The following is a 12,854-nucleotide window of genomic DNA, read 5'->3' as shown; positions in this document are numbered from 1 at the left end:
GCGAGCCTGCTCGCGATGCGGTATCTGCGGTTTACAGCCTTACGCTGGCAAACGTCGACTCATTGCGCGCCTGACTCAGCGCCGACAACGGTCCGGACAACGGCGACAGCACCAGAGCCTGCGGCAGCGGCATCATCGCCACTTGCTGGGTGGTGTTGGAGCCTACGCGCTCGTCACGCGGCGGAATGCCGAAGTATTCGCGGTAGCACTTGGAGAAGTGCGGCGTGGAGACAAAACCGCAGACCGACGCCACTTCGATGATCGACATCGGCGTCTGCTTGAGCAGCTGCCGCGCGCGAATCAGGCGCAACTTGAGGTAGTAACGCGATGGCGAGCAGTGCAGGTATTTCTGGAACAGGCGCTCGAGCTGACGACGGGACACCGAGACATACACCGCCAGTTCATCCAGGTCGATCGGCTCCTCGAGGTTGGCCTCCATCAGCGCGACGATTTCCTGCAGCTTCGGCTGATTGGTGCCCAGCATGTGCTTGAGCGGTACGCGCTGGTGATCCTGTTCGTTGCGGATGCGCTCGTAGACGAACATCTCCGAGATCGCAGCGGACAGTTCACGGCCGTGATCGCGGCTGATCAGGTGCAGCATCATGTCCAGCGGCGCGGTACCGCCGGAGCTGGTGAAACGGTTACGGTCGAGGGTGAACAGACGGGTACTCATGGCCACCCGTGGAAACGCTTCCTGCATCGCCGCCAGACATTCCCAGTGCACGCTGCAATCGAAACCGTCGAGCAGGCCGGCGCAGGCCAGGGCCCAGCTGCCGGTGCAGACCGCGCCAAGGCGACGGGACTGGCGCGCCTGGCTTTGCAGCCATGACACGTGTTCGCGGGTAACAGTGCGCTGGATACCGATACCGCCGCAGACGATCACGGTGTCCATCGGCGGGGCTTTGTGCATCGAGGCATCGGGGGTGATTTGCAGGCCGTCACTGGCCCAGACCTGGCCGCCGTCGACTGTGAGGGTGGTCCAGCGATACAACTCGCGACCGGACAACTGGTTGGCCATGCGCAGCGGTTCGACTGCGGAAGCCAGGGAAATCAGCGTGAAATTGTCCAGCAGCAGAAAGCCGATGGATTGAGGCGCACGGTTCTGGGGTTGGGCCCCGGAGTTGAACGACGTCATCGCGGTATCTCCTCACACAAGCAAATGATGGCCTCAGGCGCAGGCTCTTTTTATTGCCATCGTTCTCGCGAGGGAGACGGGCTTTGTAATGACAGAGCAATTGCCATGCCTAAAATTGAATAGGCATTCAATAACTCCTGAAAACGACGTCGCACGTGTCTGAATATGACTCGCGGCGAGTAAGGGATATAAGTGCTATCAATGCTGGAAAGTGACCTTCTGCGAGGGGTGTGAGCAGATCGGTATCACTTGTGGGAACAGGGCTGCGGGCAACCCGGGAAGAGTGTCACCCAAGGCACGGGGTGACGGGTGGTCATGGCAGCGATTGTACCCGACCTTCGAAGAGGCCATTTATCTGTGAGCGACGCGCCAAAAGATGGCGGGTTTTGGTGCGGGTGTTCGATTTACGCGCAGTTTTGACTGGTCGGGGAGCTGTCGTGAATTTTGTGGCGAGGGGGCTTGCCCCCGCTGGACTGCGCAGCAGGCCCATTTTTTGGGGCCGCTTCGCAGCCCAACGGGGCGGTGCGACGTCTCGACAAGCCCCCTCGCCACAATTAATGCTCTATTTTCAGCATTGTTCTAATCCGCTTGCCTCAACACTCCACCGCACTCACCGCCAACCCGCCCCGCGATGTCTCCTTATATTTGTCATGCATATCGGCACCGGTATCGCGCATGGTACGAATCACCCGATCCAGAGAAATGAAGTGCTGCCCATCGCCACGCAGCGCCATCTGCGCCGCGTTGATCGCCTTCACCGCGGCAATCGCGTTGCGCTCGATGCACGGCACTTGTACCAGCCCGCCCACCGGGTCGCAGGTCAGGCCGAGGTTGTGCTCCAGGCCGATTTCCGCCGCGTTGCACAATTGCTCAGGCGTCGCCCCGAGAATTTCCGCCAGGCCTGCCGCCGCCATGGCGCAGGCTGAACCTACTTCACCCTGGCAACCGACTTCGGCGCCGGAGATCGAAGCATTCTTCTTGCACAGAATCCCTACTGAAGCCGCACCAAGGAGGTAGTCAACGACATTGGCGTCGGTCACCTCATCGCTGAACTTCATAAAGTAGTGCAACACCGCTGGGATGATCCCCGCCGCGCCGTTGGTCGGCGCCGTGACCATGCGCCCGCCGGCGGCGTTTTCTTCGTTGACCGCGAGGGCGAACAGGTTGACCCACTCCATCGCACTCAAGGTCGAGCCGATCACGTTGGGTTTGTTCAGCTCCTGCAGGCTGCGGTGCAGCTTGGCCGCGCGACGACGCACGTTCAGGCCGCCAGGCAGGATGCCCTCATGCTTGAGGCCGTGATCGACGCAATCCTGCATGGCGCGCCAGAGTTTCATCAGGCTGCTGCGGATTTCCTCTTCGCTGCGCCAGACCTTCTCGTTGGCCATCATCAATTCGGCCACGCGCAGGTTGTGCTTCTTGCACAGTTCCAGCAGCTCGGCGGCGCTGGAAAAATCGTAAGGCAATACGGTGCTGTCCATATCGACAACACCGCTGGACGCCTGGGCCTCATCGACGACAAAACCGCCGCCGACGGAATAGTAAGTGTCGCGATGCAGTTCGCCGTCATCGCCTTCGGCAACCAGGGTCATGGCGTTGGGGTGAAACGGCAGGTTCTCGTCGATCAGGCGCATGTCCCGTGCCCATATGAAAGGCACCTCAAGACGAGAGTCGAGCAGCAGCGTGTCGGTTTCGCGCAGGGTCGCGATGCGGATGCCGATTTGCGACGGATCGATCGCGTCCGGCCACTCGCCCATCAGGCCCATGATGACTGCGTTGTCGCTGCCGTGGCCGATGCCGGTGGCGGACAGCGAACCATAGAGCTGAACCTCGACGCGCCGCACCTGTTCCAGCAGCCCGCGTGCGCGCAGATCCTGGACGAACAGCGCGGCGGCGCGCATCGGTCCCACGGTGTGCGAACTGGAAGGCCCGATGCCGATTTTGAACAGGTCGAAAACACTGATAGCCATGACTGCCGAACTCCTGGATGAGCCTGATCCAGGCGCCGAAAGCGCCCGGTGGCGGAGCTGCTACGCTCAAGCTGCAATCCGCCGAGATGACCGCATCATCCGGTTTTTGTCGTGTCGCTCGACGTCTCGGACCGACGCACTCTTGTCCACGAACGCCGTGTGCGTTTTACGCCATGTTTTCGCTGTTTTTGGCGGTGCAGAACGGGAAAAGGGCCTGAAAAAATCTGTAAACGACGTCACCGACACTGGATGCGACCATCCCTGTACTGGTTACGACGCACCCTGTAGGCGTCAGATTTTCACTGGTACATGATCTAAATCGACTCGATTGCAAAGGCGCTGCGGTAGAGCTGTCACAAGAACGCCACCCAACCGCAACCTATAAGTGCGGTAGTCCAAGTCGGAACACTGCCAAAAAAAAACACCAAGGAGTCCATTCATGAAAGGTTCCCAGTCGTTGTTGTTGGCCGCCATGCTTAGCCTGCCGGTTCTGGCCCAAGCCGCAGAACCGGCACAATGCAGTACCGTGAACTTCTCCGATGTCGGCTGGACCGACATCACCGCGACAACCGCCACCACCAGCGTCGTGCTCAACGCGCTGGGCTACAAGACCAAGACCACCATGATTTCCGTGCCGGTGACCTACAAGTCCCTGGCCGACGGCAAGAACATGGACGTTTTCCTCGGCAACTGGATGCCGACCATGGAAAACGACATCAAGGCCTACCGCGACGCCGGCACCGTGGAAACCGTGCGCACCAACCTCAAGGGCGCCAAGTACACCCTGGCCGTTCCCCAAGCCCTCTACGACAAAGGGCTGCATGACTTCGCCGACATCGCCAAATTCAAGAAAGAACTCGACGGCAAGATCTACGGGATCGAGCCGGGCAACGACGGCAACCGCCTGATCCAGAGCATGATCGACAAGAACGCCTTTGGCCTCAAAGACGCCGGCTTCAAGGTCGTCGAATCCAGCGAAGCGGGGATGCTGTCCCAGGTCGACCGCGCACAGAAACGCGACACCGCCGTGGTCTTCCTCGGCTGGGCGCCGCATCCGATGAACAAGCGCTTCAAGATCCAGTACCTCACCGGTGGTGACGATTTCTTTGGCCCGGATTTCGGCGCCGCCACCGTGGCAACCAACACCCGCAAGGGCTATGCCGAGGAATGCAGCAACGTGGGCCAGCTGTTGAAAAACCTGGAGTTCACCGTCGACATGGAAAGCGAACTCATGGGCAACATCCTGGACGACAAGATGAAGCCTGACGCGGCCGCCAAGGCCTGGCTGAAAAAGAATCCACAGGTACTCGATACCTGGCTCGCTGGCGTGACCACCATTGACGGTAAACCTGGCCTGGACGCCGTGAAAGCCAAGCTCAACCAGTAATCGCTTATGCCGGACGGCTGCGGCCGTCCGGGCTGTTTATTTCCTTGCATGCGGACGTTCACTACCATGCTGATTGATCAGAAAATACCTCTAGGCCAGTACATCGCAGGCTTTGTTGAATGGTTGACGCAACACGGCGCCAACACCTTCGACGCAATTGCCGTGTCACTGGAAACGATGATCCACGGCGTGACGTTTGCGCTGACCTGGTTCAACCCGCTGGTCTTGATCGGCCTGATTGCCATACTGGCTCACTTCATCCAGCGCAAATGGGGCCTGACCGCCTTCGTCGTTGCCTCCTTTCTGCTGATCCTGAACCTTGGGTACTGGCAGGAAACCATGGAAACCCTGGCCCAGGTGTTGTTCGCCACCCTGGTTTGCGTGGTCATCGGCGTACCCTTGGGGATCGTCGCCGCGCACAAGCCGATGTTCTACACCATGATGCGTCCGGTGCTCGATCTGATGCAGACCGTACCGACCTTCGTGTACCTCATTCCTACCCTGACCCTCTTCGGGCTGGGTGTAGTCCCGGGCCTGATTTCGACTGTGGTGTTCGCGATCGCCGCGCCCATCCGTCTGACTTACCTGGGTATCCGCGACGTCCCTCAGGAACTGATGGACGCCGGCAAGGCCTTCGGCTGCTCGCGTCGCCAGCTGCTGACACGGATCGAACTGCCCCACGCCATGCCGAGCATCGCAGCCGGCATCACTCAATGCATCATGCTGTCGTTGTCGATGGTGGTGATCGCGGCACTGGTGGGCGCCGATGGACTCGGCAAACCGGTGGTCAACGCACTGAACACTGCTGATATCGCCCTGGGCTTCGAAGCGGGCCTGGCGATCGTACTGCTGGCGATCATGCTCGACCGAATCTGCAAACAACCCGACGCCAAAGTAGGGGGTGACGCATGAGCATAATTCGCTTCGATAACGTCGATGTTATTTTCACCAAGGATCCACGCGAGGCACTCAAGCTGCTGGATCAGGGCATGACCCGTAACGAGATCCTGAAAAAGACCGGGCAGATCGTGGGCGTGGAAAAGGCCAGCCTGGATGTCGAAAAAGGTGAAATCTGCGTACTGATGGGCCTGTCCGGTTCCGGCAAGTCCAGCCTGCTGCGCTGCATCAACGGTCTCAACACCGTCAGCCGCGGCAAGTTGTTCGTCGAGCACGAAGGCAAGCAGATCGACATTGCCTCCTGCACCGCCGCGGAACTGAAAATGATGCGCACCAAGCGCATCGCGATGGTGTTCCAGAAGTTCGCCCTGATGCCTTGGCTGACGGTGCGCGAGAACATCAGTTTCGGTCTGGAGATGCAGGGCCGTCCGGAGAAGGACCGCAAGAAACTGGTCGACGAAAAGCTCGAACTGGTGGGCCTGACCCAATGGCGCAACAAGAAGCCCGATGAACTGTCCGGCGGTATGCAACAGCGTGTGGGCCTGGCCCGTGCGCTGGCGATGGATGCCGACATTCTGCTGATGGACGAACCGTTCTCGGCACTCGACCCGCTGATCCGCCAGGGTCTGCAGGACGAACTGCTGGAACTGCAACGCAAGCTGAGCAAGACCATCGTGTTCGTGAGCCACGACCTCGACGAAGCCCTGAAGCTGGGCAGCCGTATCGCGATCATGAAAGACGGCCGGATCATTCAGTACAGCAAGGCCGAGGACATCGTCCTCAACCCGGCGGATGACTATGTGCGCACCTTCGTGGCCCACACCAACCCGCTGAACGTACTGTGCGGTCGCAGCCTGATGCGCACCCTGGACAACTGCAAGCGCATCAACGGTTCGGTGTGCCTGGATCCGGGCGGCGATTCCTGGCTCGATCTGGCCGAAGGCAACACCATCAAGGGTGCTCGTCAGAACGGTTCGGCACTGGACCTGCAGAACTGGGCTCCGGGGCAAGCCGTCGAGGGCCTGGGCCGTCGTCCGACCCTGGTGGATTCCAACATCGGCATGCGCGACGCGCTGCAGATCCGCTACCAGACCGGCAACAAACTGGTGCTGCACGACAACAACAAAGTCGTCGGCATCCTCGGTGACAGCGAGCTGTACCACGCACTGCTCGGCAAGAACCTGGGATAAGGCAACAGACACAAAAACGCCGCGAGAGATCGCGGCGTTTTTGTTTGTGGGATATCGGGAGATTCAGCTTTGCAGCTTATGGCCCCATCGCGGGCAAGCCCGCTCCCACAGGGATCTTTGGTGTTCACACAATCTATGTCCAACCAAAAAACTGTGGGAGCGGGCTTGCCCGCGATGAGTACGACGCGGTGCGTCAGACAGAAACACCATCACGACGCACTTGCGCTTGCCCCGGTTCCAGGTCCAGTTCGTTCAGAAGCTCATTGAACCCACGACGACTGCGTGCCGGTAATTCCGCCTGCTCCTGCTCAGCCTCCATGTCCTGACGCATGGCCTTGTGCAAACCGAACATGAAGAACACCAGCACCACCGAGAAAGGCAGCCCCGCCAGTACCACCATGGTTTGCATGGCTTCGAAGTTACCGGCGAACAGCAGACCGATGGTCACCAGGGTGATCACCACCGACCAGAAAATCCGCAGCCAGTGCGGCGCGTCTTCATCGACGGTGCCGCCCTTGCACGACAGGTTGGCCATCATCACCGCGCCGGAATCCGCCGGCGTCAGGAACAGCACGAAACCAACGAAAATCGAAACGCCGATCACCACCTTCGACGCCGGGTAATGCTCCAACAACTGGTAGATCGCCATCGACGGCTGCTCCAGCGCAGTCTTGCCCAATTCAACCGCACCGTGGTTCATCACCAGGTCTAGCGCCGAGTTACCGAAGATCGACAGCCATGCCAGAGTGAAACCCAGCGGAATCAGCAGTACGCCGGCCACCAGCTCACGCACGGTGCGACCACGGGAAATACGTGCGATGAACATGCCCACGAATGGTGCCCAGGAAATCCACCACGCCCAGTAGAACAGAGTCCACAGGCCCAGCCAGCGGTCGGACTTCTCACTGTCGCCTTCGTACACGTACAGATCGAACGTCTTCAGCACCACGCCGTTGAGGTAGTCACCGACGTTCTGCACGAAGCCGTTGAGCAAATGCAGGGTCGGGCCGAACAGCAGCACGAAAATCAGCAGACCGCTGAACAGGATGATGTTGAGGTTGGACAGGCGACGAATGCCGTTTTCCACGCCCGACACTGCGGCGATGGTCGCCACGGTGCTCATTACGATGATCACGATCAGCAGGTTGGTATTGCTGTGCTCCATACCGAACAGGTTTTCCAGGCCCGACGACACTTGCAGCGAGCCGATCCCCAGGTTGGTCACCAGACCCAGCAGGGTCACGAACATGCCGAAGCCGTCCACCGCGTGACCGGCCGCGCCCTTGACCCAACGCTCGCCCACCAGCGGATACAGCGCCGAACGCAACGCCAGCGGCTGATTGTGACGGTAAGCAAAGTACGCCACGGCCAGACCGACCAGTGCGTAGATCGCCCAGCCATGCAGGCCCCAGTGCAGGAATGTCAGCTGAACCGCCTGACGCGCCGCCAGGTTGCTGCCGGCTACGCCTTCGGGCGGGTTGAAGAAGTGATCCAGGGGCTCGGAAGCGCCAAAGTACAGCAACGAAATGCCGATACCCGAAGAGAACAGCATCCCCGCCCACGCGCCGTAGCTGAAGTCTGGGGTGTCGTCCTTGCTGCCCAGTTTCAGTTTGCCGTAGGACGAAAACGCCAGGCCGATGACGAAGATCAGGTAGGCGGCAATGACCACCATGTAGTACCAGCCGAAGCTGCGCGACAACCAGGCTTGCGCCGTACCGAGCATTCTGCCGGCCTCTTGCGGGGCGATGATCAGAATGGCGGTCAACAACAGAATCAACGCGGTCGAGGTGTAGAACACCCAACCGTTGACCGTCACCTTTTGCGGTGGGGTCTTTATTAGCGAGGCAGAACTCATGGCACAGATGCTCCGGGCAGTGCGAGATGAAGAACGCAAGACAAACGAGTCACTCGACCAATCGGTTAGTGGGCAGCCGACCAGCGGGTGATATAAAGACAGCCGGAAAAAAGCCCGAAGCCTCGAGACACCGTGGCGTACCGGTTTCGAGCTGATTTGGATGTCGGTTAGCCGCCATTTACACGTAGGAAAAATCTGTAAGGAGCGACGAATTGTCGCGGATCTTATTCTTTGTTGATTGAACGTTCAATCAAAACAAAATAGACTGGCCCACAAGCCGGTAGTCGTTCGACGTCTGCCGCAAGGGCCCAAGGAGATGTGCAAGATGCCCAAGGTCGGTATGCAACCCATCCGCCGCCAGCAATTGATCGAAGCCACTTTGCAGGCTGTCGATCAGGTCGGAATGGGGGACGCCAGCATTGCGCTGATCGCCCGTTTGGCCGGTGTCTCGAACGGCATCATCAGTCACTACTTTCAGGACAAGAATGGCCTGATCGCCGCCACCATGGGGTACCTGATGACTGTGCTGAGCGAGAACGTCACCGCGCGCCGTCAGGCGCTCACAGATGACAGCCCCCGGGCGCATCTGCAGGTGATCATCGAAGGCAACTTCGACGCCAGCCAGGTCAATGGCCCTGCAATGAAAACCTGGCTGGCCTTCTGGGCCACCAGCATGCACCAGCCGTCTTTGCACAGGTTGCAGCGGATTAACGATCACCGTCTGTATTCCAACCTGTGCTGCCAGTTCCGCCGCGTATTGCCGCTCGAGGATGCGCGCAGTGCAGCCCGTGGCCTGGCAGCGTTGATTGACGGCTTGTGGTTGCGCGGTGCGCTGTCGGGAGACGCTTTCGACACCGGACAGGCGCAACAGATCGCTTACGAATACATGGATTTTCAACTGGCCAAGCGGGTGAGTTAGAGCACTACAGAAAGCTCAACCCCTGAACGCGCCAATCACTAAATGCACTTGCGAGGACTTTATGGCCCGTTTCGAACTGCAAAAACTCTACATCGATGGCGCTTACTCCGACGCTGGCAGCGACGCCACTTTCGAAGCCATCAACCCGGCTAACGGCGAAGTCCTCGCAAAAGTACAACGCGCCACCTTCGATGACGTCGAGCGTGCTGTCGTCAGCGCTGAAAAAGGCCAGAAAATCTGGGCCGCCATGACCGCCATGGAGCGTTCGCGCATCCTGCGTCGCGCCGTGGAAATCCTGCGTGAACGCAACGACGAACTGGCTGCCCTGGAAACCCTGGACACCGGCAAGGCCTACTCCGAAACCCGCTACGTCGACATCGTCACCGGCGCCGACGTGCTGGAGTACTACGCAGGCCTGGTGCCGGCCATCGAAGGCGAGCAGATTCCGCTGCGCACCACTTCTTTCGTTTACACCCGTCGCGAGCCGCTGGGCGTCGTGGCCGGTATCGGCGCGTGGAACTACCCGATCCAGATCGCCCTGTGGAAATCCGCACCGGCCCTGGCCGCCGGTAACGCGATGATCTTCAAGCCAAGCGAAGTCACCTCGCTGACCACCCTGAAACTGGCCGAGATCTACACCGAAGCCGGCCTGCCAGACGGTGTGTTCAACGTCCTGACCGGCAGCGGCCGCGAAGTCGGCACCTGGCTGACCGAGCACCCGCGCATCGAGAAAATCTCGTTCACCGGCGGCACCGACACCGGCAAGAAAGTCATGGCCAGCGCCTCGAGCTCTTCGCTCAAGGACGTGACCATGGAACTGGGCGGCAAATCCCCGCTGATCATCTGCGACGACGCCGATCTGGATCGCGCCGCCGACACCGCGATGATGGCCAACTTCTACAGCTCCGGTCAGGTCTGCACCAACGGCACCCGCGTGTTCGTGCCGAGCCACATGAAAGCTGCTTTCGAAGCCAAGATCGCCGAGCGCGTGGCGCGCATCCGCATCGGCAACCCGGAAGACGAAAACACCAACTTCGGCCCGCTGGTCAGCTTCGCCCACATGGAAAGCGTGCTGGGCTACATCGCCAAGGGCAAGGAAGAAGGCGCACGCGTACTGTGCGGCGGCGAGCGTCTGACTGACGGCGACTTCGCCAAGGGCGCCTTCGTGGCACCGACCGTATTCACCGACTGCACCGACGACATGACCATCGTGCGCGAAGAAATCTTCGGCCCGGTGATGGCGATCCTGAGCTACGAAACCGAAGAAGAAGTGATCCGCCGCGCCAACGACACCGACTTCGGTCTGGCCGCCGGTGTGGTCACCAAAGACCTGAACCGCGCCCACCGCATCATCCATCAACTGGAAGCGGGCATCTGCTGGATCAACGCCTGGGGCGAATCCGACGCCAAGATGCCGGTCGGTGGCTACAAGCAGTCGGGCGTGGGCCGTGAGAACGGCATCAGCTCGCTGAACAACTTCACACGCATCAAATCGGTACAGGTCGAGTTGGGCGATTACGTTTCGGTGTTCTAAGCCCCGAGATTTGTATTGCCTGCGAGGGCCTCTTCGCGGGCAAGCCTCGCTCCTACAAGGTCAACGCAAACCCGTAGTAGCGAGGCTCGCTCGCGAACCTGTAGGAGCGAGGCTTGCCCGCGAACCGAGTCATGGTCCGACCTGACCAACTTTCAAAGAGGGTGCATTTTATGTCCCAAGAATTCGATTACATCATCATCGGTGCCGGCTCCGCCGGTAACACCCTGGCGACCCGTCTGACCGAAGACGAAGGCGTCACCGTCCTGCTGCTCGAAGCGGGCGGTCCGGACTACCGCATGGACTTCCGCACGCAGATGCCGGCCGCTTTGGCATTCCCGCTGCAAGGCCGTCGCTACAATTGGGCCTACGAAACCGACGCCGAGCCGCACATGGACGGTCGCCGGATGGAATGCGGTCGCGGCAAGGGTCTGGGTGGTTCCTCGCTGATCAACGGCATGTGCTACATCCGCGGCAACGCCATGGACTACGACGGCTGGGCCAAGCTGCCAGGCCTGGAAGACTGGACCTACCTGGACTGCCTGCCGTATTTCCGCAAGGCGGAAACCCGTGACATCGGCCCGAACGACTACCACGGCGGCGAAGGCCCGGTCAGCGTGACCACGCCAAAGGCTGGCAACAATCCGCTGTTCCACGCCATGGTCGAAGCCGGCGTGCAAGCCGGTTACCCGCGCACCGAAGACCTCAACGGTTACCAGCAGGAAGGCTTCGGCCCGATGGACCGCACCGTGACCCCCAAAGGCCGTCGTGCTTCCACCGCCCGCGGTTACCTGGACGTGGCCAAGAAGCGCTCGACCCTGACCATCGTCACCCACGCCCTGACCGACAAGATCCTGTTCGAAGGCAAGCGTGCGGTCGGCGTGCGTTATCTGGTGGGCGCCGCTGAAGAGCGTGTTGAAGTGAAGGCGCGCAAGGAAGTGCTGGTCTGCTCCGGCGCCATCGCCTCGCCGCAACTGCTGCAACGTTCCGGCGTCGGCCCGGCCAAGCTGCTGCAAAGCCTCGACATTCCGGTGGTCCACGACCTGCCGGGCGTCGGCGAAAACCTGCAGGACCACCTCGAGTTGTACCTGCAATACGCCTGCACACAACCGGTTTCGCTGTACCCGTCGCTGCTCTGGTACAACCAGCCGGCCATCGGTGCCGAATGGCTGTTCAACGGCACCGGCATCGGCGCCAGCAACCAGTTCGAAGCCGGCGGTTTCATCCGCAGCCGTCCGGAATTCGAATGGCCGAACATCCAGTACCACTTCCTGCCGGTGGCGATTAACTACAACGGCAGCAACGGCGTACAGGAGCACGGTTTCCAGGCGCACATGGGCTCCATGCGTTCGCCTAGCCGTGGCCGGATCCAGGTCAAGTCCAAGGACCCGCGCCAGCACCCGAGCATTCTGTTCAACTACATGGCCACCGAGCAGGACTGGCAGGAATTCCGCGACGGCATCCGCCTGACCCGTGAAATCATGCAGCAGCCGGCACTGGACGCCTTCCGTGGTCGCGAGATCAGCCCGGGTATCGAAGTGCAAACCGATGAGCAGCTGGACAAGTTCATCCGCGAGCACGCCGAAACCGCGTTCCACCCGTCCTGCTCCTGCAAGATGGGCACCGACGAGATGGCGGTGGTCGACGGCCAGGGTCGTGTGCATGGCATGCAAGGCCTGCGCGTGGTCGATGCCTCGATCATGCCGATCATCACCACCGGCAACCTGAACGCACCGACCATCATGATGGCCGAGAAAATCGCCGACAAAATCCGCGGTCGCCAGCCACTGCCGCGCAGCAAGGCCGCCTACTACGTGGCCGGTGATGCGCCGGTGAAGGGCAAGGCGATGCGGGAAGTCAGCCAGCCGGCTTAAGACCGCGTCGTCCCCAATCGCGGGCAAGCCCGCTCCCACAGGATCTCGGTTGGATCACAATTTTGTATCCAACCACAAAACCTGTGGGAGCGGGCT

Annotated in this window: 9 protein-coding genes; 6 read left to right on the top strand and 3 right to left on the bottom strand. The window is 60.4% G+C overall.

What is annotated here, in order from left to right:
• Positions 1–31: 31 nt before the first annotated feature.
• Positions 32–1,135, bottom strand: a complete 1,104-nt coding sequence (locus K9857_RS26275) for a GlxA family transcriptional regulator (RefSeq protein WP_110965267.1) — start codon at positions 1,133–1,135, stop codon at positions 32–34.
• Positions 1,136–1,728: 593 nt separating this feature from the next.
• Positions 1,729–3,105: an L-serine ammonia-lyase gene (locus tag K9857_RS26270; protein WP_224540826.1), complete on the bottom strand. Its 1,377-nt coding sequence runs from the start codon at positions 3,103–3,105 to the stop codon at positions 1,729–1,731.
• A gap of 439 nt (positions 3,106–3,544) precedes the next feature.
• On the opposite strand from K9857_RS26270, the gene K9857_RS26265 reads away from it, so the two are divergent.
• The 3 genes from K9857_RS26265 to choV all read left to right on the top strand — a co-directional run bounded on the left by K9857_RS26265 (position 3,545) and on the right by choV (position 6,579).
• Positions 3,545–4,492 (top strand): choline ABC transporter substrate-binding protein, encoded by a 948-nt coding sequence (locus K9857_RS26265; RefSeq protein ID WP_224540824.1) that lies wholly within the window; start codon positions 3,545–3,547, stop codon positions 4,490–4,492.
• Between the two features lie 66 nt (positions 4,493–4,558).
• The gene (gene choW / locus K9857_RS26260; RefSeq protein ID WP_224540821.1) at positions 4,559–5,404 is read left to right on the top strand and encodes a choline ABC transporter permease subunit; all 846 of its coding nucleotides are present in this window, start codon (positions 4,559–4,561) and stop codon (positions 5,402–5,404) included.
• Positions 5,401–6,579, top strand: a complete 1,179-nt coding sequence (choV, locus tag K9857_RS26255) for a choline ABC transporter ATP-binding protein (protein ID WP_224540819.1) — start codon at positions 5,401–5,403, stop codon at positions 6,577–6,579. Before choW ends, choV begins: the two co-directional genes overlap by 4 nt.
• 193 nt (positions 6,580–6,772) lie before the next feature.
• Here the strand turns inward: choV and K9857_RS26250 are convergent, their stop codons facing one another.
• Positions 6,773–8,377: a BCCT family transporter gene (locus K9857_RS26250; RefSeq protein ID WP_224540828.1), complete on the bottom strand. Its 1,605-nt coding sequence runs from the start codon at positions 8,375–8,377 to the stop codon at positions 6,773–6,775.
• Between the two features lie 382 nt (positions 8,378–8,759).
• Between K9857_RS26250 and betI the strand changes: the two genes are divergently transcribed.
• From betI to betA, 3 genes are all read left to right on the top strand, one after another.
• The gene (betI, locus tag K9857_RS26245) at positions 8,760–9,353 is read left to right on the top strand and encodes a transcriptional regulator BetI (RefSeq protein ID WP_224540817.1); all 594 of its coding nucleotides are present in this window, start codon (positions 8,760–8,762) and stop codon (positions 9,351–9,353) included.
• A 61-nt stretch (positions 9,354–9,414) separates the two neighbouring features.
• On the top strand, positions 9,415–10,887 hold the full coding sequence (gene betB, locus K9857_RS26240) for a betaine-aldehyde dehydrogenase (RefSeq protein WP_224540815.1): 1,473 nt from the start codon (positions 9,415–9,417) through the stop codon (positions 10,885–10,887).
• Positions 10,888–11,057: 170 nt separating this feature from the next.
• A complete protein-coding gene (gene betA / locus K9857_RS26235) occupies positions 11,058–12,758 on the top strand; it encodes a choline dehydrogenase (RefSeq protein WP_224540813.1) in 1,701 nt (566 codons plus the stop codon).
• Positions 12,759–12,854 lie beyond the last annotated feature (96 nt).

The organism is Pseudomonas sp. REP124, assembly GCF_020164475.1.
GTDB lineage: Bacteria > Pseudomonadota > Gammaproteobacteria > Pseudomonadales > Pseudomonadaceae > Aquipseudomonas.
Note: the sequence above shows the minus strand (reverse complement) of the source record. Positions and strands in the feature narration are given on the sequence as shown.